This is a genomic window from Actinomadura harenae (genome assembly GCF_003696215.1).
Lineage (GTDB): Bacteria > Actinomycetota > Actinomycetes > Streptosporangiales > Streptosporangiaceae > Spirillospora > Spirillospora harenae.
In genome coordinates, this window is sequence record NZ_RFFG01000032.1 from 1 (window position 1) to 24,410 (window position 24,410).

Here is a 24,410-nt window from a genome sequence, read left to right on the forward strand (position 1 = left end):
CTGCGTCCGGCCGGGGCCCCCGACGGCCTCCGGACCGCCGCCGCGCCCGAGCGGGCGACCGGCGTCGGGCGCACGGCCCGCACCGCCGCCGTCCCGGGGACGGACCCGGGATCGACCGCGTTCATCCTGTACACGAGCGGCACGACCGGCCCGCCGAAGGGCGTGCTGATCTCGCGCGCGGCGGTCGCCGCCGGGCTGGACGCGCTCGCCGAGGCCTGGGAGTGGACGCGCGACGACACCCTCGTGCACGGGCTGCCGCTGTTCCACGTCCACGGGCTGGTGCTCGGCGTGCTCGGGCCGCTGCGGGTCGGGTCGCCGCTCGTCCACACCGGGCGGCCGAGCCCGGGGGCGTACGCGGACGCGGCGCGCGACGGCGGGACGCTGTTCTTCGGCGTCCCGACGGTGTGGTCGCGGATCGCCCGCGACCCCGGGGCCGCCGAGGCGCTGCGCGGGGCGCGGCTGCTGGTGTCGGGGAGCGCGCCGCTGCCCGTCCCGGTGTTCGAGCGGATCGCGGAGCTCACCGGCCACCGCCCGGTCGAGCGGTACGGGATGACCGAGACGCTCATCACGGTCAGCGCCCGCGCGGACGGCGACCGGGTCCCCGGCGCGGTCGGGTTCCCGCTGCCCGGCGTCCGCACGCGTCTGGCCGGCGAGGACGGCGAGCCCGTGCCCGCCGACGGCGAGACCCCCGGTGACCTGGAGATCCACGCCCCGACGGTCTTCGACGGCTACCTCGGCCGCCCGGACGCCACCGCCGGGGCGTTCACCCCGGACGGCTGGTTCCGCACGGGCGACATCGCGGTCGTCGATCCGGACGGGCGGCACCGGATCGTCGGCCGCGCGTCCACCGACCTGATCAAGAGCGGCGGCTACCGGATCGGCGCGGGCGAGGTCGAGAACGCCCTGCTCGCGCATCCCGGCGTCCGCGAGGCCGCCGTCGTGGGCGTCCCGCACGAGGATCTCGGCGAGCAGGTCGCCGCGTTCGTCGTCGCCGAGGACGGCGTCGGGGAGAAGGACCTGATCGACTTCGTCGCCGGGCGCCTCTCCGCGCACAAGCGGCCCCGGGCCGTCCATCTGGTGCCGTCCCTGCCGCGCAACGCCATGGGCAAGATCGTCAAGACCCGCCTGGCCCCCTGACCGGGCGACGACCAGAAGGGGTATTCGGGACGGAAACGTACATTCCACGCGGCGTGGCCGATAGGCTGAGGGCTCGAGATGACTAGCACGCACGCCACCCCGGCCTCCGACCACGCCCATTCGCTGGAGCCCGTCCCGCCCGGGGCCCGCAGCTCGACCGCCCTCCACCAGTTCTGGATCTGGGCCGGCGCGAACATCGCCCCCATCAACTGGGTGCTCGGCGCCCTCGGCATCAAGCTCGGCCTGAGCCTCACCGACACCCTCCTCGTGCTGGTCGCCGGCAACGTCCTCGGGATGTCGGTGTTCGGGCTGTTCGTCCTGATGGGGCAGAAGACCGGCGTCACCCAGATGGTCCTCGCGCGGTCCGCGTTCGGCCGCCGCGGCGCGTACCTGCCGGCCGCGCTCCAGGGCGTGATGTCGGCGGGCTGGTGCGCGGTCAACACCTGGATCGTTCTGGACCTGGTGATGGCGCTGCTCGGGCAGCTCGGCGTCCACGGCGGCGGGACCGCCCTGAAGATCGTCGTCGTCCTCGTGATCATGGGCCTCCAGGTCGGGATCGCGGCGTCCGGCTTCAAGGCCATCGCCTCCTTCGAGAAGTGGACGGTCCCGATCACCCTCGTGGTGCTCGCCGCGATGACCGCCGTCGCCTGGACGAAGACCGGCGTGCACTGGGACTTCCCGGGCGCGCACCTCGGCGGCAAGGACCGGATCTCGGCCATGACGACGGTCATGACCGCGATCGGCGTCGGCTGGGGCATCACCTGGTTCGCCTACGCCTCCGACTACTCCCGGTTCGTCCCGCAGTCGGTGTCGCGGCGCAAGCTCTACTGGTCGAGCGTGCTCGGCCAGTTCGTCCCGGTCGTGTGGCTCGGCGCGCTCGGCGCGTCCCTCGCCACCGTCAGCCAGAGCACCGACCCCGGCAAGCTGATCGTCGACTCGTTCGGCGCCCTCGCGATCCCGGTGCTGCTGCTGGTCGTGCACGGCCCCATCGCGACGAACATCCTGAACGTCTACTCGTGCTCGCTGGCCGCCCAGACGGTCGACTGGAACGTGTCCCGCCGCGCCGTCTCCTACGGCGTCGGGATCTTCGCCGCCGCCTTCACGATCCTGCTGGTCTTCCAGGAGGACTTCGCGCACACCCTGGACGCCTGGCTCGCCGGGCTCGTCACCTGGGTCGTCCCGTGGGCCGCGGTCATGGCCGTCCACTTCTACGTCGTGAAGCGCCAGAACGTGGACATCGAGGCGCTGTACGACCCGCCCGGTTCGTCCCGGCTCGGCGACTTCCGCTGGGACGCGGTCGTCTCCTTCCTGCTCGGCGCCCTCGCCACCTGGACCTTCCAGTACGGCGTCCCGGTCGCCCTCCAGGGCCCCGGCGCCAAGGCGCTCGGCGGCATCGACCTCTCGTGGCTCGCGGGCGTGATCGTCGCCGGCGGCCTCTACCTGGTGCTGTCCCGCCGCCGCGCGGACGCCCTCGTCCCCGTTCGTTCGACCAGCTGAGGAGCCCATCGGTGAAGGTGATCCGGAACGTCCGCCTGATCGGCCGCGACGGCCTGTGGGACATCGAGGTCGAGGACGCCCGGATCGCCCGGATCGTCCCCGCGGGCGAGGGCACCGGCGACCTCCTCGCGGACGGCGCGGGCGGCCTCGCCTCGGCGCCGTTCGTCGAGCCGCACGTCCACCTGGACACCACCCTCACCGCGGGCGAGCCGCGCTGGAACGCGTCCGGCTCCCTGTGGGAGGGCATCGCCGTCTGGTCCGAACGCAAGCAATCCCTGACCAGGCAGGACGTCATCGACCGCGCCACCGAGGTGCTCCGCTGGTACGCCGCGAACGGCGTCCTGCACGTCCGCAGCCACGTGGACGTCACCGACCCCGGCCTGGTCGCCCTGGACGCCATGATCGAGGTCCGCGAGAACGTCCGCGACGTCGTGAACCTTCAGCTCGTCGCGTTCCCCCAGGAGGGCATCGTCTCCTTCGACGACGGACCGCAGCTCCTGGAGAAGGCGGCCGAGCGCGGCGTCGACGTGATCGGCGCCATCCCGCACTTCGAGGACACCCGCGAGGACGGCGTCCGCTCCCTCGAGATCGCCTTCGACATCGCCGAGCGGCACGGCCTGCTCCTCGACGCCCACTGCGACGAGATCGACGACGAGCAGTCCCGCTTCGTCGAGGTCCTCGCGACCCTCGCCCGCCGCGGCGGCCTCCGCGGCCGCGCCACCGCGTCCCACACCACGGCGATGGGCTCCTACAACGGCGCCTACTCCTACAAGCTCCAGCGCGTCCTGGCCCGCAGCGGCATCAACCTCGTCAGCAACCCCCTGGCCAACCTCTGCCTCCAGGGCCGCTTCGACGACTACCCCAAGCGCCGCGGCCTCACCCAGGTCAAGGAGATGCTCGCCGCCGGCGTCAACGTCGCCTTCGGCCACGACGACGTCATGGACCCCTGGTACCCCCTCGGCACCGCCTCGTCCCTCCAGGTCGCCTTGGTCGGCATCGCCGCCGCCCAGCTCACCGGCACCGCCGAGATCGACGAGGCCTTCCGCATGATCACCGACCGCGCCGCCCGCGTCCTCCACCTGGGCGACGCCTACGGCCTCGAGGAATCCCGCCCCGCCAGCCTCGTCATCCTCCCCGCGACGTCCCCCTACGACGCCATCCGCCGCCAGACCCGCCCCACCCACGTCATCTCCAACGCCCGCCTCATCGCCCGGACCCCCACCACCCCCACCCACCTCACCTGGCCCGACGAACCCCCGCGCCAGATCACCTTCACCCACCCCACCGCCCCCTAACTTCCCGCGTGTCCTGCCTCAAGTTCGTGCCAGGCACTTCGCGCAGTGGAGACAGATCGGATTTCTCCTGACCCGGGGCCTCGTGATGTGGGAGACCGGAGTTAATGCCTGGGCGTCCAGGTAATCGCCGACACTGATCAGGTGGCCGATGACGCGAAGGACATCATCGGCGGGACGGCTCCGCACTTTCCGGAGGAGCGTCTCCGCGGCCTCACCGAAGCCTCGAGTGCGGCAGGCCTGGATTGCGGCAGCGGACTCGACCGCAGGTGCCTCGCCGCCGGCATAGTCCAGCATGCCCATGGCGTGCTCAAACCGGTCGTTGTCGAGGTGCACCGCGAGCTCGTCGACCGGCCAGCCCAGGTCCAGCTCCGAGTCGTTGCGCCGGTCCCAGCCGGGTACCGGGACCGGCGCACCACGCGGGATGCCGGTCCCGGCAACTGGCGCCGCCGGTCCCTCGCCTTGGAGGTCTTCAGCAGCCTCCGAGGCCGGCTTGGCGGCTGCGGCCAGGGCTTCCTCGTGAACTCTCTGAAGGAGGTCCTGCAGGTAGGCCTTGGTTATGGACTGCGGGCCACTCAGCTGCTCTGCAAGTTCATGGACCTTGAGGACTGTCTCCCTGTCAACGAACCGGGTTTTGCCGCTTGCCAGCCGCTGGAGGGAGGCGCGTGAGCTGTGGATCAGGCGCGCGATGTCGCGGTATGTCCTGCCCGTCGCCTGCTTGAGATCCAGCACTGCCATCGCGAGTTCACGACGAGCTGGGGGAAGGTCGGGATCAAGCCCCTTCGAATAACCGCTTGGAGGCATGAAACTCCCTCGGTATAGGGGATACCGGCTCAATCCTGACGGACGCCCATGACGGCTGGGAGTCTTTTGGTGAGGGAGGGACACTCCGGGACATGCGGTACATGGGATGCGGGGGGACGCACGCGAGACACCGAGAGACAGAAACGACTTCCAAGTAGCCGGGGTCTGGGCTTCTCTTGAGGGGCTGGGCGAGGCGAGCTCGCTGGCGAGGCCTGCGGGCCGTCGTACCCGAGGGAGTGATGTGCATGGTGGAGCAGCCGTCCTGGAAGAGCGAGGGACTTGGCACGAAGAAGCGTGTCGCGCTGTGGCTGGTGCAGGAAGTGGGAGCCGGCAGTGTGTTCACGAAGGAGCAGCTGCGGGCTGCGTTCGAAGGGGTGAGCCAGGTCGACCGCAGGATGAGGGAGCTGCGGGATCACGGCTGGCAGATCGATACCAACCGGGAGGACCCCGCCCTGGACCCCAGCGAGCACCGGTTTGTCAGTCAGGGAGTGCCGGTGTGGGAGCCTGGCATGGCAAGTCGTAAGCCGGCCGAGTCCGTCGGAGCGGCACAGCGCCGTGCCGTGCTGGTGAAGGACAACTACCTGTGCCGGACCTGCGGTATCGGCAACGGTGAAGCGTACGGCGACGACCACGGGGCAACCTCCCAACTGGACATCGCCCGCCGCAAGGTGCTCTTGCCCGAGGGCGACATCGAGGTGCAGCTGGTCACTGAGTGCAACCGGTGCCGCACCGGTGGCCGTGGCGAGTGCGACTTGGGAGCCTTTGGATCGGCGCTGGAGCAGCTGTCGCCGTATGAGCGGAAGATGCTGTTCAGCTGGATGGAACGGGACGCCCGGGCGTTCAACGAGGTCGAGAAGCTCTGGGGCGTCTACCGCACCATGCCGGCGGCGGCGCGCGCCACGGCCCGCGAGATGTCTCTTGCCCACACCTGAGAGCTGATGCCGCCAGGGTTGCCCGTCAGGCACCCTTGGCTACGCCGTCATCCGCAAGCCACCCACGCGAAGGAACACACATGCCGATCAACTTCGGCCAGCCCCGAGAGGCCGCCGGCAACCGTGAGCTCGTTGCTCAGCGCCTGAAGGAACTGCGCGACGGGAGCGGGGTCCCGGAGACGCTGACCATCGAGTGGCGCGGAAAGCCCACCCACGTTGAGGTCATCGACATGCCGGTCGAGACCTTGCGCTACAACCCTGGCACGCACCGCATCCGCGCACAGCGCGCCTATGACCCGGCCCGGGACCGCGTTCTGGAAAAGGACCCCTGGAGTGAGGAGAGCCAGGACTATCTTCACTATCTTCTGAAGGCATTGCCGGCCGACCCTTCTAAGGTTGACAAGGCGTTCGATGATCTGACCGAGAGCCTGCGCGAGTACCAGCAGAACGAACCCGGGCTGATCACCCGCGAAGGCATCCTCGTCAACGGCAACACCCGCCGCGCTGCCCTCAAGGACATCGGGCGTCCCAGCATGCGGGTCGGCGTCCTGCCGGAGAGCTGCGAGTGGAGCGATATCCATGCTGTGGAGCTCTCCCTCCAGCTTAGGCCGGATACGCGGCGAGACTATTCGTACATCAATCATCTGCTCGCCCTGGAGGAGCAGGTGAAGCTCGGAACATCAATGGCGGAGATCGCCCGTAGCTTTCATACAACGACACCAGCCTGCGATCGGGATCTGTGGGTTCTCGCTCAGCTGAGGGAGCTCCTCAGTCGCAGTGTCACCGGTGATATCTCCCTCCGGCTCATGGATTTCGAAGATGCCAAGGAGAGGTTTTTCGAGCTTTATCGCGCGTACAACACTGAACGTGCGCGTAACCAGGAGCGGGCCGATCTCATGAAAGAAGGGCGCCTGGCGGCCATTGTCCTCGAATTCGCCAAGACGGACGTCCGGTACATCCAGCCTGACTTCCATGATCGTTTCCTGGACCAGCGGCTCCCCGCAGAGCTCAGGCCGTCTCCGGTACAGGAGAAGACAGCCGTGGCCATACCTGGGCTAGGCCGCACGGTACAGGCCTCCGGCCCGAGAGTTTCCGCCGCCAAGGCGCTCACCGACTCCTTTCTGCGTGCCAGGGCTGTGAAGGCGGCTGGTTCCGCTGCAAGGCCCGAGGAGCAAGCGGCAGCGGCTGAGCTCTTCGAGAGCGCACGGAAGGTCTTCGATGAAGCGCTGGAATTCGCTGGGAAGGATGCCCGGCTCCGTAAGAAGCGCCTTGCTGCCCCGGATCGCGTCACCGATGCGTGCAAGGACTTGGAGCAATGCGTCACTGACCTTGTCCTTGCGCGTGGCAACGGGAGCTTGGACGAGGGGGCATTCGACGATGCTCTGCTTCAGATGCGCAGCGTGATGCGGCGCGTTGCCGTCGAAGCCGGTAAGAGCGTTCTGCTCCCTGGGGGCGGCTTGACCTGGCTCAATGAAGCCGTAGGGAAGAATCAGTGACAGCGACGCACACGGATCTGTCGCTCCGGATCGCCTTCGACGTGTCGCGGACCCGCGTGGTCCTGCGCACAGTGCCGGGGCACGAGAAGGATTTCGCGGCTCTTGCTGCAAGAATTGCCCCGGGTGGTCAACGCGGACCGTTGGTTGGCGAGTTTGACCTCGACGATTTCCTCGACCGCCTCATCGAACTCGGTTCCTGGCGTCATGAGGGTGTCGAGTGGGAGGACGCGCTTCTCCGGCTTGTCAACGGCGTCCTTGATGATGCGGAGCGGGCAGAGCAAACCCTCCATGAGGGCACTGGCAGCAACCAGGGCATAGTCGCGTCAGACGAGGTTCCGTCTCTCCTCGGAGACAACTGGGTTGGGGATCTCACTTCCTTTCAGCTTCGTGACATCGCTCGGCTGCTTTCGCTTGGCCATGGGGCGAACTTCAGTGTTCCTGGCGCAGGGAAAACTCGCGTCTCACTGGCGGTCTTTCACGCGATGCGTGAGCAGGGACTGGCCAAGCGCCTCTTGGTCGTCGGGCCCAAGTCTGCGTACGAGGCATGGCAGACCGAAGGGCAAGTTTGTTTCCGCACGCCGCCACGCACCGCTGTTATGGGCCGGAATCCCGACCAGGGAGCTGAAGTTCTCCTGGTTAACTATGAGCGCCTGTCCAGGGCTGTCCCCGGCCTCATGTCGTGGCTCACCGCCGTGCCATCGATGCTTGTGCTCGATGAGGCTCACCGCATGAAGCTTGGCGCCAATGGGACCTACGGGTCAGCCTGCCTTGCCCTGGGGCCAGCTGCTGCCCGCCGCCTCATCCTCACTGGTACTCCGGCTCCGAATGGGGCCCGTGACCTTGAGAACCTGCTGTCGTTTGTCTGGCCGGGCCGCGGTAAGCGGGTAGTCTCCGACGCGGTGAGAGGCGGAGATCTGGCCTATGCCAGTAGTGTGCTGAGGCCATTGTTCACGCGCACCACCAAGAGCGAACTTGGGTTGCCTCCCTACAGGCCGAAGGTTCACTATGTGAGATTGCCGCCCATTCACCGGGAGGTCTACGAGGCACTGAAGGGTAATTTTTCCGCGCGAGCCGAGGCGTCCCGGAGTGACATCGAAGCGCTTGGGCGAGCCGCGCTCCGCCTGATCATGGCGGCAACGAGCCCCGCTCTGCTGACCGAGGGCAGCAGTCCGTACGAGCCGCTGGACCACCGGGTTCCCCCGTTGGAAGCTGCTCCCGATGATTCGCTGTACCAGCTCCTCCGTGACCTGCCTCGGTATGAACTCTCTCCGAAATTTCAAGAGGCCCTCCAGATTGTTGCCTCCAATGCACAGGCCGGCCGCAAGACGATCGTGTGGACGACCTTTGTCCGCAACATCACGACCCTGGCTGAGCTTCTCGAGCCTTATGCCCCTGCTGTAGTTCACGGAGGAGTAGCTGACCGAGATGAGGAGATCCGGAGATTTCGGGAAGATCCGGATTGTATGGTCCTGATATCAAATCCGGCGACTCTGGGTGAAGGGATAAGCCTGCATCAGGTTTGTCACGACGCAATTTATATTGACCGCGACTTCATGGCCGGCAGATTCTTGCAGAGCCTCGACCGTATCCACCGCCTTGGCCTGGCCCCCGGGACCGAGACCCGGGTCACTGTTCTGGTCGCGGAAGGCACCATTGACGAAGTGGTTCAGCTGCGTCTTGATGAAAAACTCAAGTTCATGGGTAGCATCCTAGACGATCCCGAGGTGCGTCAGCTCGCCGACCTCGTCGAGGAGCCAGCGGTTGGCGCTGGCCTCGACTTGGCGGATATCCGTGAACTCTTGAGCCATCTTGAGCAGTGAGGTTTGGGTGACGAGTTTCCTTGCGTCTTTGGAGCGGCCCATAGAGTTGGAGCTCAACGAGGGGCTATGCATGGGGGTTGGCTGGCAGGCGGAGCATCGCGCCCGCTTGTTCCTGGTGGCGGCTTCGGCTGCCTAGCTGATTCTGGCGCGATGCTTGAGGAATTGGTCATGGCGGTCATGATTTGCCTGGCCCGTGAACGCCTTGAACTGGCCGAGCCGGTATGAAACCGTACTGGCCCCGTCAACGGACTCGATCTCGAAGTCACTGCCCAGAAGCGTGATCCGATGCTCCAAGGCAGCGTCATCGAGGTCGAGGCCAGCCTTGCGGGCAGCGCTTATGAGACGATTGGCTGTCACGAAATCGCCAGCTCTGCGGAGTTCGCGGTAGATGGGATCCTCTTCGGGGCTGATCCGCGCACGTGGCTTTCCCTTCTTCGCCAGCGCGCTGGCGATCGAGTCGCCGACGGCCCGGGCAACTGGTGGGGGGAAAGCATTGCCAATCTGGCGGTACACGGAGGTTTTGCGCCCGAGGAACTTCCAGCCCCACTCGTCCTTCCAACCCTGGATCCGCGCAACCATCTCGCAGGTCAGCTTTGGGCCGACCTCGAAGGTGGCGCCAGGGAGGGGGGCATCATTGGCTACCCCCAGAGCATCGACCCCGAGCTTCGCCCAGGCACTCTTGGCGCGCGTAGGGCCAAGATCGGCGCCACCGTGTTTCTTTGAGCCGCCGACGATTGTGGGAGCGATCTCATCAGCACCCTTGGCCCACTCTTCAGCGCCTTCCCAGCCACGGGAAGCCATCAGGTCGACGAGAGTTTCACCCACGGTCGGGGCCTCGCCGATGGGGGTTGGCCAGTCGAAGTAAGGGGCGTACTCCTCCTGGAGTGCGACAAGGACGAATCGGGGGCGAAGCTGCGGCACTCCAAATTCAGAGGCATGGAGCAGGCGCCATTCAGCCACATAGCCGAACTCCTGCAGGCGATCAAGGACGTGCTGCCGGTAACCCGCGAACCTGCGCATGCTCAGGCCTCGCACGTTTTCCAGCATGAGGGCCTTGGGCTCCATGAACTGGACCTGTTCGACGGCCCAGGCAAAGAGATCACGTTCGTCGCTGGCGCCAAGTTGCTTGCCGGCGATACTGAAAGGCGGGCAGGGAACTCCTCCCGCCAGCAGTGCGACGCCCTGGTAGTTGGAGGGCTTCCAGACTTCCGGATCGGCGACATCACCACGCGCGACGATGCTGCCAGGAAGAAGATCCCGGGGGCCTTCCAGGTTCTCGGCGAGCGTGTTGGCAGCGTTGTCGTCGAGCTCCACGGCTAGCCGGTGCTCGAAACCTGCCAGCTCGAGGCCGAGTGCCTGGCCACCTGCTCCTGCGCAGATCTCGACGACTTCAAGACCAGTCACTGCGGCCTCCTGGCGGCGAGATGATGGGTGGGGTGGGCATCGTGTACACAGTAGTCTCACGCATGATCCCACTTGTGTGGCGAACCGAGTGATTGGTGACGGCATCGTGTCTGCTGCGAGCAGCGACGAGCGGCGAGAGGCGGCCTGGGCTGCGGGGAAGGTCCCCCGCCCCTCCAGCGAAGGCCGTTCCCGGAACATGAAGGCCAACCGCCGCTCGGACACCAAGCCGGAGATCGCCTTGCGAAGGGCCCTGCATGCCCGCGGCTATCGCTACCGCAAGGACTTCCGGATGGATCTGTCCAGCGGCGTCCGGGTGCGGCCCGACATCGTCTTCACCGCCCGGAAGGTCGCAGTCTTCGTTGACGGGTGCTTCTGGCATGTGTGCCCTGAGCACGGCAGGGAGCCCACCAGCAATGAGTGGTATTGGACACCCAAGCTCCGGCGCAACGTCGAGCGGGACCGGGTCGCTGACGTTGCGCTCCGGGCAGCCGGCTGGCGAGTGGTTCGCCTGTGGGAACACGTATCTCTCTCGGAAGCTGTTGATGCTGTGACGGACGCTGTTGGCCCAGCGTCCACCCGAAGTGAGCGCGAGATCACCGGAGGGGAACAGCTATCCGATGGCCCAGGTGGGGCAGGCGTGGAGTAGCGCACCTCACACGCCTGGCGGCCGGCTGAGCTCGTGCCGGACTCACTGCGCGTCTCCGGCTGGCTTCTTGCCTATATCTGGGAGTACCGGGGCCATCTCTGCCAGGTCATCCGGGAGTGCGACCACCCAGTGACGCCCATCTAGCATCACCGACGCGGCACCGCCATGATGATCTGAGCGGTGGGCAAGACGGACACTGACGAACTCTCCAGCGCTGGGGAGAGGAAGGCCCAGGGTCTCAGCCAGTTGTTTATGGCTGTTGTACTGTCCGAGGATCACGATGCCTTCGTGCCGGAGGCTGGTCCGGGAGCCGCCGTTACCACGCACTCGCTTCATGTAGTCGTCCTGCTGGGCGACGGTCGCCACCGCGGCCCGGCTGATGCGCCGTTGTTGCGCCAGCCGGAAGAGCATGTCCACCCGCTTGGTGCCAAAGGGTGAGCAGTTGAAGATCGTATCGACGTCGGCCGCAGGCAGGCGCAGCAACACATTCTCTGGCAGTGGCTTGTCCTCGAACAGCCAGTGAATGGATGCCCGGCCATCGGCGGACAGGCTGCGCTTCTGATCACGGTTTCCCTGCCCCTTGTTCAGATGCTCAGTGCGCACCCTTGCCAGGCCGGCGGACCATTTGCCCTCATCGTCACTGGCCCACAGGCCGAGCAACAGATGGCCCATGGCCTCCGGAGGGATCATCCATTTGGCCTTGTGCTGCGAGAACTTGCAGTCGACATCGATGTCGCGGATGGCGAAGTCCATGGTGACGCCGTCAGTGAAACTGAACTCCCGCTGAAGATTGATTTCGAGCAGCGTGCCGAAGTGTGTTTTCTCTGTCTTGTAGAGCTCGTCCCACCTGTATCGGCCGGTGTGCTGGCCGTCGAGAAGTACATCGTAAGTCTTGCGGAGCGTTGCAGAGATTCGCTCGCCATGGGGATCAAGGGCAAGGAGCTCCCCGGCCACCAGGGAGATTTGTGTGTCTGCCTCTGGGGCCGGCTGAGGTGTCTCCCCAGGACCAGGCTGTAGTTGATCACGCGAAGCGTCCACACCGGGAGACTAGAAGCTCCCGCTGACGTTTTCGGGCGGTTCGGGTCCCTCACGGGCCAGGATCCAAGGCCACACACGAATGCTTGCCCGTGCGGTCACGGGGCCTCAGCCGTTTGACCTGGGAGCTGTGCCCCGAACGCGTCGCCCCCGACGCCGGGCCCCGGATGGGTTCCATGGGGGGAAGCGGGGGGTTGCTTGAGCTAGGGGTGGGGGGTCGGCGGGCATCGAGCGAGGGTGACTTTCGTTGCCGGGCCCGCTCGTCCTCGGTTGCTGGACGATGTGCGGTACGTCGAGGTGGAGGGTGGGGTCCATGTCGAGAGCGACCTGGACGCCTGCACGCTGACCGGGCCTCACAGCCATGCCTGGTTGTCGAGGTTGGCGCCCCTCCTGACGGGTGAGCGCACCGTGGACGAGCTGACCGGCGGCCTGCCGGACGCGCACCGGCGGATGGTGGAACGGCTGGTGGGGGTGCTGGCCGAGCGGCGGTTCGTGGTGGACGGCCGCGACGGCGAACCGCACACGCTCAGCGCCGACGAGCTGGCCGTCTACGCGCCGGAGATCGCTTTCATCCGTTACGGGTTCGACTCGGCCGAGGCCCGCTTCGAGCGGCTGCGCCGGGCACGCGTCGCGCTGGTCGGCGATGGACCGGTGATGCATGCGCTGGTCGAGGCGGGGTTGGGGTCGGGGTGGCGCGAGGTGTTCGTCGTCGGCGACCCTGATGCCGATGTCGCCGTGGCTCGAGGGCGTCGGGACGCCGCGCAGGTCGTGCGGGTGTGCTCGGAGCTGCCCGAGACGGTGGATGTCGTCCTGCAGGTCTACGGCGGGGAGCGGCCTTCGGGGCTGCTGGAGCTTGGGCGTGTGTGCGGTGAGCGTGAGGTCGCGTTCGGGCAGGTGTGGGTCGGGGCGGACGAGGCGTGGCTGACTCCGGTCTCGACGGCGTCGGCCGTTTCCTCCTGGACGCGTCTGGACGGGCTGCGTCGTGGGGCGGACGACTGGCTGACCGGGGCGGTGCCGGGGGTGCTGGCGGCGCAGCTGGTGCTGTCGTGTTTCGAGTACCTGACGCAGATGGCGCGTCCGGCGGAGCGGTTGACCATGACCCGGGTCGACCTGCGCAGCCTGGACACGCGCCGTCATCGGGTTTCGGAGTTCACCCTTCGTGGTGGGACGGCGTCCGATGCCGGGGAGCCCTTGGACGCCGAGGAACTGCTGAAGCGGGCGGCGGGTTTCGTCGATGCGCGTACCGGGGTGCTGAGGGAGGTCGGCGAAGGGGATCTCGTGCAGGTCCCGTTGGCGGTGTGCCGGGCGAGGGTGTCCGACCCGCTGGGCGTCCTCGGAACGGACGCGGCGGCGCCGGTGATCGGCTGGGGACGCGACCGGGCCTCGGCGCGGCTGCGTGCCGTGCTCGGGGGACTGGCCGCCTATCAGGCGTCGCTCGCCCGGCCCCGTCCGCCGACGCTGGTGGGGGTGGGGGCGGGGCTGTCCCGGGAAGCGGCGGTGACGGCCGGGCTCGTCGCGCGGTGCGAGGAGCTGCTGCGCCGGGTCGATCGCGATGACCTTCCCGTTGTGTCCGCGTTCGATGATCCTGAGGTTCTGCGTCTGGTGGCGCTGTTGGACGCGGCCGGTGAGGCGGTGCGGCTGCGTGATCTGACGCCGGTCCTGGGGGTTCCCGCGTACGCGTCCGGGGCTGCTGCCCCGGCGTGTGCGAGTACGCCGGAGCGTGCGATGCGGCGGGCGCTGGAGCATCGGCTGCTGGCGTGGCAGGCGCGGACGAACGACCAGCCCTGCTACGCCGATCCGGTCACGCTGTGGCATGACGGCGAGGACGCGGAGGTGTTCGTCAGGGCGCTGACCGATGCCGGGCACGCGCCGCGTGTCGTCCTGCTGGATCGGGACGTCGAGGTGGCGCGGCTGCTTCCGCATGTGGTGCGGGTGGTGTGCGATGAGTGAGGCGCTCGTCGCCGACACTCGCGTCCCGGCGGAGGGCGACGGTGCCTGGCTGCCGGTCGAGGTGACCTCCGGCTGGGTGTCGATCGGCCCGGCCGTCCTGCCGGGGCGTCCGGGGTGTCCCACCTGCCTGCGGCGGCGCCGTGACGCCAACCGGGGCGACAGTGAGGCACGGGCGGTCCTGGACGAGCTCTACGGGCCCCGGCCTTCTGACGGGCGGTTACTCCTTCCGGTTGTGTCGTCGCTGGTGGAGGCGCTGGTCAAGGAGGAGGTCGCCGCCGCGTTCCCTCGTACACGTGACGGTGTGCTGCGAGTGTCGACCACCAGTGCCGTCGTCACCGCACACCGGCTGACGGCCGACCCGGTGTGTCCGGACTGCTCGGAGCCGGTGGACGAACACCCCCGGCACTATGACCTGGGCTCCGCGCCCAAGCCCGATCCGACGGCCCTCCGTGTCCGTCCGCTTACGGACGACCTGGAGGAACGCTTCGTCGATCCCGAGAGCGGACTGATCGGTTCGCTGGGGACGTCCGCCCAGGCCGTCCTTCCCACGGTGGTCGCCCGGCTCGATCCGGGGCGGAAGGGCGATGACGGTCGGCACGGCTATGGGCGCGCCATGGATTTCGCGTCGGCGCGTCGCCTGGCGATCGGTGAGGCGCTGGAACGCTACGCGACCGTGCGTCCCCGTGGACGGCGTCCCGTGCGGGCGCGCTACGCCGACGTCGCCGATCACGCGCTGGACCCGCGCACGCTGGGTCTCTACCCGGACGAGTGGTACGACGAGCCGGATTTCGGATTCACCCGGTTCGACCCCCACGAGGAAGCCCGCTGGGTCTGGGGGTACTCGCTGCGCGCCGGACGTCCGGTTCTGGTTCCCCAGGACTTCGCCTACTACGGCGGACGGCGTGAGCGCCGCTGGGCCTACGAGTGCTCCAACGGCGCCGCCCTCGGAGGCTGCCTGGCCGAGGCGGTCCTCTACGGGCTCCTGGAGGTCGCCGAACGGGACGCCTTCCTGATCACCTGGTACGGACGCCTGCCCGTCCCGCGCGTCGACCTGGACGCCGTCACCGACCGGCGGATCCCGCTGCTCGCGGCCCTGACCCGTCAGGACGCCGGATACGAGCTGAGGGCGTTCGCCATGCCGATGGAGCAGCGCGTGCCCGCCGTGTGGGCCATGGCCGTCGACGTCCTCGGCGGCCCGGGGCGTCCGCGCACGCTGTGCGCCGCGAGCGCCCACCCCGATCCCGAGCACGCCCTCGGCAACGCGTTGTTCGAGCTGATGCCGTCCCTGTCCGCGCTCGGCGACGTCTACGACGAGCGGGCGGCCGCGGCGATGCTGGCCGACGCCGATCTCGTCCGGGACATGGAGGACCACCGGCGGCTGTACTGCCATCCGGACGCCTCCTCGCGCTTCGCCTTCCTGCCCGCCGACGAGCCCGCACGGCCGCTCACCGACCTGGTCGACCGCCGGCCGCCGCACGACGACCTGGCCGATGACCTGGCCGAACTGGCCGGATGCTTCCTCGCCACCGGCCTGGACGTGATCGCCGTGGACGTCACCTGTCCGCAACTGGAGGCGTCCGGCCTGGCCGCCGCGAAGGTCCTCGTGCCCGGCGCCGTGCCGATGACGTTCGGGCACCGCCACCGCCGCGTCCACGACCTGCCACGGCTGCTGACGGTGCCGCGCCTGCTCGGCCACCGCGACCGCGACCTGCGCCCTGACGAACTCAACCCGCACCCGCACCCCTTTCCATGAACGGCCACGACATGGACGCGCCTCTCGACAAGGCCACGCCACCGCCGACACCGTCCGCCGACGCGCGCGCATCGGCGGAGGCACCGGCGCCTGGCGAGGCCACGCGCCGGTACCTGCGGGCGATGGACGAACGCCGCGCGGAGCCGATCGACTGGGACGCGGCGCCGCCCGCCCACAAGCGCTACGCGCGCACCGAGCGCATCCCCTTGGAGGACGGCGCCTGGGCGGGGGAGCTGCTGCGCGGCCTGCTCAGTGTGACCCGGATCGACTGGGAGCACCCGCATGACGAGACGGGGGAGCCCGTCCCCGGGCGGCCCCGGTTGCGCGTCGCGCGGTCCGTGCCGTCCGGTGGCGGGCTGTATCCGATCGACGCGTACGTGGCGGACGGCCGGTCGCTGTGCCACTACGACGTCGTCCACCACGGGCTGGAGGTCGTCCGGGCAGGCGATCACCGCCCGGCGCTGGAGGAGCTGTTCGCCCGGCCGTCGGCGGCGTCCGGGCTGGTCGTCGGCCTGGCGGCGCGGTGGTGGCGGGGCGGGTTCAAGTACGGCGACTTCGCCTACCGGCTGGCGTGCCAGGAGATCGGCGTGCTGGCCGCGCAGGCGCTCGCGCTCGCCGGCCCGCTGGGCCTGCGCGCGACCGTCCACCTGGACTTCGACGCCCGGGCCGCCGACCGGCTGCTGGGCCTGGATCCGTCCGCAGAGGGCACGTTGGCGCTGATCACCGTCTCCCGACGGCCCTCGACGACCCGCACCGACGCGTCGTCGCTCCCCAGCGGCCCGGCCGCGGTTCCAGCCGACTCGCCTGTGTCGGTCACGGCGCGGCTGCCGCACCTGGCGGCTCTGCACGCGGCGACGCAGCGCCGTTCCCTCGCCGATGCGGACAGCGATCCGGTACCGCCCGAGCCGGACGGACGCCTCATCGCACTACCCGATGCGCCGCCGCTCGGCCCGGCCGACGGGATCGCCCATCGGGCCTCCCCGCCCAACGGATTCCGGCCCGCCCCCATCCCCCTGAGCGAACTCGCCCGGATCCTCACCGCCGCATGCCGGACGTCCAGCCGGGAGCTGCCCGACATCGCCGACGAACCGCCCGGGGTGGCGCCCTACGTGCTGGCGCTGCGCGTCCCCGGCCTCCCCATCGGCGTCTACCGGTACCTGCCTGACCAGCATGTTCTCGCCGAGGTCGGTGACGGGGCGGCGCTCGGCCCGCTCCTCGGAGGACCGCTGCGTCCCAACACCCGGGAGGCGCTGCGCCGCGCCGCCGCGGCCCTCGTCCCCGTGGGCGACCCGCTGGCGCGCGTCGGCCGTTTCGGTGACCTCTGGTACCGGATCCAGCAGGCCGAGTGCGGGCTGGTCGTCCACCGCGCGACCCTCGCCGCGCACGCGCTCGGCCGCGCCGCCCGCATCCACTCGGACGCCGCCGACGCGGCGACCGACACCGTTCTCGGCCTGGACGCCACCGCGTGGCGGTCGCTGGGCGTCGTCTTCCTCGGTTCCCCCCGCATGAACGGGCCGGTGCGACGAGCACCGGCCTGGCCCGCGCGGGGACGACCCCGCGCGGCCGGTCCGAACGGCACGCGAGTGCCAGAGGGAGGAATGCGGAATGTCCAAGGACTTCGCGGACCTGAGTGACCTGCCCGTCGACTCGATCGACGTCCTGCCCGCCGACGGCATCGAGGCGCTGGACATCGGCCACGGCATGACCGAGGTCTCCGCCTCGTGCGGCCACGAGTTCACTCGCCCGTGCGGCAGCTGCGGTGCCCCGCACGACGGCGAGCTCGACGAGTTCTGATCCAGCGGCGGGGCCGGGTCCGCCCGGCCCCGCCGTCCGACGGGCGAGGAGGACGGGCGGGTGAGCAGGACGGGCGGCGTGGCATCACCGCACGCGGCAGACGAGGTCTTCGGTGTCCGGGTCGCCGGGCTCCCCTTCGACCGGGTCCGGGAGCTCCGGTGCCGCCGCACCTGGGCGTTGGTGGACGAGCTGACGGCCCTGGACGCGCGCATGTCCGCGGACGGCGCAGCCCTGTCCGACGCCCTCTACGAGCTGATCGGCCGTGACGAACGGCCGGAACGCAAACCCGTCCTGGTGGCCCTGCGCCGCGCGATCCACCGGGGTCGGCGTCTCGACGGGCTGGACGACGCGCTCGCCGCCCTCCCCGGCGATCTCGCCGAGCGCGTCGAAGCCTGGCGCGGACGCCGGGCACGGCGCGCCGGCATCATCGAGCGCCTCCCGGACGTCCTGGCCGCCGAACTCGCGGACGCGACCACGGCCCTGCGCGCCCTGGCCGCCGACCCTGCCTTCCAGCACGGCCTGCTGATGTCGAGCCCCACGCTGTCCCTGCACCTGTCCGGCTGGCTCGCCGACCCGGCCGCGCACCCCGGCCGCCCCGCCGTGATCCGGCTGGCCAAGTACCTGACCAGGGCCGCGACCAAGACCAGCCCGTTCGCGACCTTCACCATCAGCGGCCTCGGCCGGTGGACGCCCGAAGGTCCGGAGGTGGCGCCGTCCCGGAGGCTGAGCCCGATCCTCGTCACCGAACTCGACCGGGCGCCGATGTGGCGCGCGTGGGACCTGCTGGCGCGCCGCCCGGAGCTCCGGCAGGCGGTGGGCGTGCGCGTCAACACCAGCCTCACCGAACAGGACGGACGGCTGTGCTTCCTGGGGGCGGGGGCACACGAACCGCTGAACAGCGTGCCGTCCGAGCCGTCCGTGGTGTCCCTGCTCGCGCGCGTGCGCGATCTGGCGCGTCCCACCCTCGCCACCGTGGACGACGTGACCGGCGCACCGCAGGTCACCGACCGCCTGGTGGCGGCCGGGCTGTTGGAGCGGCGTCCGCCGTTCACCGACCAGGCGGACGACCCGCTCGGCGACCTGATCGGCTGGCTGCGCGCGGCTCGGCCCGCACAAGATCCCTCCTTGCCGTCCGAGCTGGAGGAACTGCACCATCTGGCCCGCACCCCCGGCGCCCCGGCGCGGGACGAGACCGGCATCGCCGAGCGCCGACGCGCCCTCACCCGCATGGGCGAACTGGTCGACGGCCTCCTGGAGCACCGGGGACGACCGTCCGGCAAGACCCTGTGCCTGGACAGCGCGCTCAGCCCCGACGACCTCGCCCTGCTGAACACCGACGCGTGGCGACCGGTGCTGGACGACCTCCAGGCCCTCCGCCGGATGTGCGGAGTGTTCGACTCCGGGCTCCCCGTCAAGCTGGCCGCCGCCGACCACTACCTCCGCCATCACACCGAGCCCGTGCCGTTCCTGCACCTCTACCGGGCGGTGCACACCTCGTCCCCGCAGCTGCGCGCGTTACTCCACCGCACCTCGGATCAGCGGTCTCCGTGGACGGCCCACCCCGCCGAACTACGGCGGCGGACGTGGGAGACGCTCTACGGCCGTCCGCGAGACCCCGACGGCGTGATCACCGTCGACCGCGAGCTGATCAGCGAACTGGCGGACGGCTGGCCCGCCCAGATCCGGCCGCCGGCGTCCCTCTGCTGCTACGGCCAGGCCGTCGCCGCCCCGGACGGGCCTGGTCTCGTCCTCAACACCGTCTACTCCGGCCACAAGCGTCATACCGGCCGGATCCGCCATCTCCTCGGCCGGTCCGGCATCGCGTCGCCGGACGGCCCGCCCGCTCCGGTGCTCGAATGCCGGGGCAGCTTCGCGGCGAACCTCAACCTGCGTCCCGCCGCGTCGTCCACCGGCCTGGACTACCCCTTCACCAGCACCGACGCCCGGCTCAGGCTGACGGACCTGTGGGTCTCCCACGACGCGTCCGGCGGACGGCTCACCCTGTCGGACCCGGACGGCCGGCCGGTGACACCGGCCCACACCGGGATGAGCGGCGAGATGCTCCTGCCGCCCGCCTGGAGGTTCCTGATCCAGGTCTTCGGCGAGCCTCCCGTCGCCCTGCCACCGGCGCCCTGGCCGGGGGAGGACCTCACCGGACCGGTGCATCATCGGCCGCGCCTGCGGCTGGGCCGGGTCGTCCTGGCGCGCGCCGCCTGGCGGCTGCGCGCCGGTGACTTCCCGGTACCGGCCAAGGGCGAAAGCGAAGCCGCCTACCTGCCGCGTCTGGCCCGATGGCTGGACGGGCACCGGATCCCGCGCCGCTTCTTCGCCCGCCTGACGGCACGGGGCCACGAGAACCACGTCGGACACAGAAGCCGCAAACCCCTGTACGTCGACGTGACCGACCACTTCCAGCTCCTGTCCCTGATCCGCTCCTTCCGGGGAGCCGACGACGTGCTCGTCCTCGAGGAGGCGCTGCCCGACCCGGCCGACGCCCCGACCTACGGCCCGCACGGCGCCCGCGTGACCGAGTACGTCTTCGAAGTCGGCCGGGAGCAGACGTGACGGCCTGGGTCAGCGCCCACCTCTTCCATGCCGGTGACCTGGACGAACTCATCACCGGCCTGGTCGCCCCGCTCGCGGCCGACCTCGCCGGGGACGTCGACGGCCTGTTCTTCCTGCGCTACTGGGAAGGCGGCCCCCACCTGCGGCTTCGGCTGCGTCCCCGCGACTCCCGCCAGGCCGGCCGAGTCAGGCGCACGATCGAGGCTCGGGCCCGCGACCACCTGGACGAGCACCCCTCCGAGCGCCGCATGACCACCGGCGACTACGGCGCGCTCGCCGCCCGCCAGGCCCGGGGCGAGCGCCTGCGCGACCACGACGGGCGGCTGCATCCCAACGACGGCGTCGAGTTCGTCCCCTACCGCCGCGAACACCGCGCCTACGGCGACGCCGCCTGCATGGACGCGGTCGAAGCCCATTTCGACGCGTCCAGCCGGCTCGCCCTCGGCGTCCTGGCCGCCCGTCCGGGCCAGGGACGGCGCGCCGCCCTCGGCCTGGCCGCCCTCACCCTCAGCCTCGCCGCCTGCTCCGTCGCCCCGGCCGACCTCCCCGCCCCTACGTTGCCCCCAGACCTCGACCACCGGTTCCTACAGCGCCGCGACGACCTCCTAAGCCAGACCTACCAGCTATGGACGGACGCCCCTGCAACACCGTTCACCTCGGCCTGGTCCGGTTCCGTCCTCACCCTGCGCGACGCCCTGGTCCAGAACCGGTGCGCGCCGGACGACGCCGGATCCCCGCTGTCCTTCATGGCCCGAGCCGCACCGCCCGAGCGGCGCCGGACCGCCGAGGTCCTGCTGCGCTGCACGCACCTGCTCAACAACCGGCTCGGCATCGCCGCCACGGCCGAACATCGGCTGGCCCTGCTGGCCGTCCGCACCCTGTCCGTCCTGCACGCATCGGGAGACCTGCCATGACCGTCCGATGGCATGCCGCGCACATTTACTACTACGAGCCCGACAAGACCGGCCTGCTCCTGGACGGCGTCCGCCCTCTGCTCGACCGCCTGCGCCCGACGGCCCGGGACGCGTACGTCCTGCGGCACTGGCGTCGAGGCCCCCACCTGCGGCTCAACATCCGCACCGACCCGCACAGCTGGACGAACACGGTCCAGCCCGCGATCGACGAGGTCGTCGGCGGCTACCTGGCCGCGCACCCCTCCACGGCACGGGTCGACCGGGACAGGGCCATGGCCCAGCACCGGTTCCTGGCGGAACACGAGCAGGAACGAGGACCGCTCACGCCCTGGCACCCCGACAACAGCGTCCAGTACGTCCCCTTCGACGACCGGCGGCACGTGCTCGGGGACGCGGAGTCGGCCGACCTGCTGACCGGCTTCTACACCGACGGCACTCCGCTGCTGTTCGCGATGCTCGACCACGTCCGGTCCGGCCACGACACCGCCGAGCGGATCGGCCTGGGGCTGATGCTGGCCGCGTCCGTCACGGCACTGCCGCCGATCACCCGGAGTTTCGTCTCCTACCGGTCCCACGCGGAGGGCTTCCTCGCCCAATGCGCCGACCCCGCCGCGACCCGCGCCCGCTTCGACGCCTACTACAAATCCCACAGCGCCGACCTCACCGACCGCGTCCGCGCCGTCATGGCCACGCTCCAGAACGACACGGCCACACCCGTGCCGTTCATCGCCGAATGGGCCGCTCTCATCGCCGCCTACCGCGACCGCGCCACCCCGCTGATCGCCGAAGGGAAACTGATTCCCCCGTCCGTCCACGACGCCGGCCAGGCCGCGCAGTGGCCCTCCGAATTCCATCGGATGATGTTCGGCAACCGCGCCTATCACCGCGCCGTTCTCGACGACCCGGCCTTCCGCCGCTACCGCCTCCTCATCAACTACACCTACCTGCACATCAACCGGCTCGGCCTCACCCCGCCCGAGCGGTTCCGCCTCTGCCACCTCGCCGCCAACGCCGTCGAGGACGTCCATGACCTGAACGCCATCGACCTCGTCCGCACCTTCGTCGACGCCCACCCCGATTAGGCCCCACCGATGGCCGGGCCTGTTTCGGCAGCGTTTGGGGACGGCAGGCGCACGGTGGCGGTGAAACCCTCGCCCGGCCCGGTGTCCACGCGCACCGTGCCGCCGTGCGCCTCGACCGCCACGCGGACGATCGCCATCCCCAGCCCGCTGCCGCCGTGCGTGTCGCCGGGCTCCCCGGCGTCCCGCGTGCCGTCACCGGGGGCCCGCCCCGCTCCGCCCGCACGGAAGAACCGGTCGAACACGCGCTCGGCGTCACCGGGGTCCATGCCCGGCCCGTCGTCGGCGACCTCCAGCACCGCGTGGCCGGCCTCCTGCCGCAGAGTGATCCGCACGGCGGCGTCCCCGGGGGTGTGGGCGCGCACGTTGGCCAGCAGGTTCGCGACGATCTGCGTCAGCGGGCCCTCGTCGCCCTCGATGGCGAGGCCGTGGCCGGGGACGTCCACGCGCAGGGGCCGCGCGGGCTGGACGGCGCGCAGGTCGGCCGCGGCGTCGCGGACGACGCGGGCCAGGTCCACCGGCGCCGGACGCGTCTCGGGGGACTCGTCGAGCCGGGCGAGCATGAGCAGGTCGTCCACGAGCCGGGCCATCCGGTCGGCCTCGGCGGCCATGCGCGCCATCGCCCGGTCGCGCTGCCGGCCGTCCAGCATGCCCTGGCCCGACAGCTGGAGGTAGCCGCGGATCGCGGCGAGGGGCGTGCGCAGCTCGTGCGAGGCGTCGGCGGCGAACCGGCGCAGCTGCGCCGAACTGCGTTCGCGGATCTCGAAGGCCGACTCGATCTGGTGCAGCATCGCGTTGAGCGCCCCGCGCAGTTCCGCCACCTCGGCGCTGGACGGGCCGCGATCGGTGACGCGGCGCGTCAGGTCGCCCTCGGCGATCGCCGACGCGGTGCGCACCATGTCGCCGAGCGGGCGCAGCCTGCGCCGGGACTCCGCCCGCGACACCACGGCCAGGACCAGCAGCAGCGCGCCGCCCGCGCACCCGTTCAGCAGCAGCAGGCGCCGGACGGCGCGTTCCGCCGGTTCCAGCGACTGGGCGAGCAGCACGTGGCCGCCGTCGGGGAGCCGCAGGGTCGTGACCCGATAGGGCGTGCCACCGGTCCTGACGGTCCTCGGCGCACCGTCCGCCTTGTCGGCGGGGCCGGCGGGGCCGGCGGGGCCGGCGGGGCCGGCGGGATCGCCGTACGCCTGGGCCAGGGACTGCTGGAGCACGCCGGGGGCTCCTGAAGCGCGAAGCGACAGGGCCCGGCCGTCAGGGGAGAGGGGCACGAAGATCACGTCTCGCTCCCCGGCCGGTGCCGTCCCGGGGAAGGCGCCGAGCGCGGCGCCGAGGTCCGCGTAACGCCGGATCGCCGCGAGGTCGGCGTGCGTGCCCTGGACGGCGCGTCGCGCGTCGTGCAGGTCGTCGTCGACGGCTCCCACGAGGAACCGGTCCAGCCCCACCGAGCCCGCCAGGCCGAACAGCACCAGCCCCACCGCGAACAGCAGCACGTTGGCGGTGGTGAGCTGGGCGCGCAGCGAACGCGGACGCGCCCGGCCTCGCCGCCGGATCACTCGGCCGTCCGCAACCGGTAGCCGTGTCCGCGCCGCGTCACGATCAGCGGCGTCCCGAGCGGGTCCAGCTTCCGCCGCAGATAGCCGATGTAGGTCTCGACCACGGTGGACTCCCCGGCGAAGCCGTACTTCCAGACCTCGCGCAGAAGCTCCTCCTTGGTGACGACCCGGTCCGCGTTGAGCATCAGGTAGCGCAGCAGCGCGAGCTCGGTCGGCGTGAGATCCACCGGGGTGCCGGCCCGCCGGACGGTGCGGGTCGCCTCGTCCATCACCACGTCCCCGTGCCGCAGCACGGCGGGCGGCGGGTTCTGGCGGCGCGCGCGCCGCAGCACCGCCCGGACGCGTGCGACGACCTCGTCGATGTTGAACGGCTTGGTGATGTAGTCGTCGCCGCCCAGCGTGAGACCGCCGATGACGTCCGACGGGGCGTCCCGCGCGGTCAGGAAGACCACGGGGACGTCCTCGCGTTCGCCGCGGACCGCCCGGCACACCTGCCAGCCGTTGCCGTCCGGCAGCATCACGTCCAGGAGCAGCAGGTCCGGGCGGTGCTCGCGGGCCAGCTCGACCGCCCGCGCCCCGGTCCCCGCGCTCAGCACCCGGAAGCCGTGGAACTCCAGGGCGATCCGCAGGATGTCGGCCAGACTCGGCTCGTCCTCGACCACGAGAACGGTCGGTGCCTCCAACGAGGGCCCCCGTTCGTCCGATTTCTCCCTGCCGCGTTCAGTATCGGGCAGACCCC

General features: G+C 70.2%; 19 protein-coding genes. 14 read left to right on the plus strand and 5 right to left on the minus strand.

The genetic code is table 11. The features are described 5' to 3' along the window. The 3 genes from EBO15_RS18950 to codA form a co-directional block, all read left to right on the plus strand. A partial coding sequence (locus EBO15_RS18950) for an AMP-binding protein (RefSeq protein WP_122195746.1) occupies positions 1 to 1,137 on the plus strand: 1,137 nt, incomplete at its 5' end. Positions 1,138 to 1,215: 78 nt separating this feature from the next. After that, the gene (locus EBO15_RS18955) at positions 1,216 to 2,634 is read left to right on the plus strand and encodes a purine-cytosine permease family protein (protein ID WP_122195747.1); all 1,419 of its coding nucleotides are present in this window, start codon (positions 1,216 to 1,218) and stop codon (positions 2,632 to 2,634) included. A gap of 11 nt (positions 2,635 to 2,645) precedes the next feature. Continuing rightward, complete coding sequence (gene codA / locus EBO15_RS18960; RefSeq protein ID WP_199744650.1) at positions 2,646 to 3,929, plus strand: cytosine deaminase; 1,284 nt, start codon at positions 2,646 to 2,648, stop codon at positions 3,927 to 3,929. Positions 3,930 to 3,947: 18 nt separating this feature from the next. Here codA and EBO15_RS18965 read toward each other — a convergent pair whose 3' ends face one another. After that, a complete protein-coding gene (locus tag EBO15_RS18965) occupies positions 3,948 to 4,664 on the minus strand; it encodes a hypothetical protein (RefSeq protein ID WP_122195748.1) in 717 nt (238 codons plus the stop codon). Positions 4,665 to 4,975: 311 nt separating this feature from the next. Between EBO15_RS18965 and EBO15_RS18970 the strand changes: the two genes are divergently transcribed. The 3 genes from EBO15_RS18970 (at position 4,976) to EBO15_RS18980 (ending at position 8,978) form a co-directional block, all read left to right on the plus strand. Continuing rightward, positions 4,976 to 5,662 (plus strand): hypothetical protein, encoded by a 687-nt coding sequence (locus EBO15_RS18970; RefSeq protein WP_122195818.1) that lies wholly within the window; start codon positions 4,976 to 4,978, stop codon positions 5,660 to 5,662. An 80-nt stretch (positions 5,663 to 5,742) separates the two neighbouring features. After that, positions 5,743 to 7,158 (plus strand): ParB N-terminal domain-containing protein, encoded by a 1,416-nt coding sequence (locus EBO15_RS18975; RefSeq protein WP_122195749.1) that lies wholly within the window; start codon positions 5,743 to 5,745, stop codon positions 7,156 to 7,158. Then, positions 7,155 to 8,978 carry a DEAD/DEAH box helicase gene (locus tag EBO15_RS18980; protein ID WP_122195750.1) on the plus strand — a complete coding sequence of 608 codons (1,824 nt, stop codon included), beginning with the start codon at positions 7,155 to 7,157 and terminating at the stop codon, positions 8,976 to 8,978. The genes EBO15_RS18975 and EBO15_RS18980 overlap by 4 nt, the downstream gene beginning before the upstream one ends. A 132-nt stretch (positions 8,979 to 9,110) precedes the next feature. On the opposite strand, the gene EBO15_RS18985 is transcribed toward EBO15_RS18980, so the two are convergent. Next, on the minus strand, positions 9,111 to 10,382 hold the full coding sequence (locus EBO15_RS18985; protein ID WP_122195751.1) for a DNA cytosine methyltransferase: 1,272 nt from the start codon (positions 10,380 to 10,382) through the stop codon (positions 9,111 to 9,113). Between the two features lie 106 nt (positions 10,383 to 10,488). Between EBO15_RS18985 and EBO15_RS18990 the strand changes: the two genes are divergently transcribed. After that, positions 10,489 to 11,028, plus strand: a complete 540-nt coding sequence (locus EBO15_RS18990) for a very short patch repair endonuclease (RefSeq protein WP_122195819.1) — start codon at positions 10,489 to 10,491, stop codon at positions 11,026 to 11,028. A gap of 42 nt (positions 11,029 to 11,070) precedes the next feature. On the opposite strand, the gene EBO15_RS18995 is transcribed toward EBO15_RS18990, so the two are convergent. Next, positions 11,071 to 11,982, minus strand: coding sequence for a NaeI family type II restriction endonuclease (locus EBO15_RS18995; RefSeq protein WP_233616291.1), 912 nt, complete (start codon positions 11,980 to 11,982; stop codon positions 11,071 to 11,073). A gap of 351 nt (positions 11,983 to 12,333) precedes the next feature. On the opposite strand from EBO15_RS18995, the gene EBO15_RS19000 reads away from it, so the two are divergent. The 7 genes from EBO15_RS19000 to EBO15_RS19030 all read left to right on the plus strand — a co-directional run bounded on the left by EBO15_RS19000 (position 12,334) and on the right by EBO15_RS19030 (position 22,121). Beyond that, on the plus strand, positions 12,334 to 14,013 hold the full coding sequence (locus tag EBO15_RS19000) for a hypothetical protein (RefSeq protein ID WP_147481545.1): 1,680 nt from the start codon (positions 12,334 to 12,336) through the stop codon (positions 14,011 to 14,013). After that, on the plus strand, positions 14,006 to 15,766 hold the full coding sequence (locus tag EBO15_RS19005; protein WP_158628275.1) for a TOMM precursor leader peptide-binding protein: 1,761 nt from the start codon (positions 14,006 to 14,008) through the stop codon (positions 15,764 to 15,766). The genes EBO15_RS19000 and EBO15_RS19005 overlap by 8 nt, the downstream gene beginning before the upstream one ends. Positions 15,767 to 15,777: 11 nt before the next feature. Then, positions 15,778 to 17,400 (plus strand): nitroreductase family protein, encoded by a 1,623-nt coding sequence (locus EBO15_RS43650; protein WP_147481546.1) that lies wholly within the window; start codon positions 15,778 to 15,780, stop codon positions 17,398 to 17,400. Continuing rightward, complete coding sequence (locus EBO15_RS19015; RefSeq protein WP_122195756.1) at positions 17,372 to 17,560, plus strand: thiomuracin/GE37468 family thiazolyl RiPP peptide; 189 nt, start codon at positions 17,372 to 17,374, stop codon at positions 17,558 to 17,560. Before EBO15_RS43650 ends, EBO15_RS19015 begins: the two co-directional genes overlap by 29 nt. A 78-nt stretch (positions 17,561 to 17,638) precedes the next feature. Next, the gene (locus tag EBO15_RS19020; RefSeq protein WP_122195757.1) at positions 17,639 to 20,125 is read left to right on the plus strand and encodes a lantibiotic dehydratase; all 2,487 of its coding nucleotides are present in this window, start codon (positions 17,639 to 17,641) and stop codon (positions 20,123 to 20,125) included. Next, the gene (locus EBO15_RS19025) at positions 20,122 to 21,039 is read left to right on the plus strand and encodes a lantibiotic dehydratase C-terminal domain-containing protein (protein WP_158628276.1); all 918 of its coding nucleotides are present in this window, start codon (positions 20,122 to 20,124) and stop codon (positions 21,037 to 21,039) included. The genes EBO15_RS19020 and EBO15_RS19025 overlap by 4 nt, the downstream gene beginning before the upstream one ends. Beyond that, entirely contained in the window at positions 21,036 to 22,121 is a 1,086-nt protein-coding gene (locus EBO15_RS19030; RefSeq protein ID WP_122195758.1) for a thiopeptide maturation pyridine synthase, read from the plus strand. The genes EBO15_RS19025 and EBO15_RS19030 overlap by 4 nt, the downstream gene beginning before the upstream one ends. Here EBO15_RS19030 and EBO15_RS19035 read toward each other — a convergent pair. Together EBO15_RS19035 and EBO15_RS19040 are read right to left on the minus strand one after the other, a co-directional pair. Further along, positions 22,118 to 23,671, minus strand: coding sequence for a sensor histidine kinase (locus tag EBO15_RS19035; RefSeq protein ID WP_122195759.1), 1,554 nt, complete (start codon positions 23,669 to 23,671; stop codon positions 22,118 to 22,120). The genes EBO15_RS19030 and EBO15_RS19035 overlap by 4 nt on opposite strands. Continuing rightward, complete coding sequence (locus tag EBO15_RS19040) at positions 23,668 to 24,354, minus strand: response regulator transcription factor (protein WP_199744652.1); 687 nt, start codon at positions 24,352 to 24,354, stop codon at positions 23,668 to 23,670. Before EBO15_RS19040 ends, EBO15_RS19035 begins: the two co-directional genes overlap by 4 nt. Positions 24,355 to 24,410 lie beyond the last annotated feature (56 nt).

Excerpts from the sequence above, each read along its gene's own strand:
- EBO15_RS18955 (WP_122195747.1), top strand. The coding sequence starts at position 1,216 with ATGACTAGCACGCACGCCACCCCGGCCTCCGACCACGCCCATTCGCTG.
- EBO15_RS18965 (WP_122195748.1), bottom strand. The coding sequence starts at position 4,664 with ATGGCAGTGCTGGATCTCAAGCAGGCGACGGGCAGGACATACCGCGAC.
- EBO15_RS18970 (WP_122195818.1), top strand. The coding sequence starts at position 4,976 with ATGGTGGAGCAGCCGTCCTGGAAGAGCGAGGGACTTGGCACGAAGAAG.
- EBO15_RS18975 (WP_122195749.1), top strand. The coding sequence starts at position 5,743 with ATGCCGATCAACTTCGGCCAGCCCCGAGAGGCCGCCGGCAACCGTGAG.
- EBO15_RS19005 (WP_158628275.1), top strand. The coding sequence starts at position 14,006 with ATGAGTGAGGCGCTCGTCGCCGACACTCGCGTCCCGGCGGAGGGCGAC.
- EBO15_RS43650 (WP_147481546.1), top strand. The coding sequence starts at position 15,778 with ATGGACGCGCCTCTCGACAAGGCCACGCCACCGCCGACACCGTCCGCC.
- EBO15_RS19015 (WP_122195756.1), top strand. The coding sequence starts at position 17,372 with ATGTCCAAGGACTTCGCGGACCTGAGTGACCTGCCCGTCGACTCGATC.
- EBO15_RS19030 (WP_122195758.1), top strand. The coding sequence starts at position 21,036 with ATGACCGTCCGATGGCATGCCGCGCACATTTACTACTACGAGCCCGAC.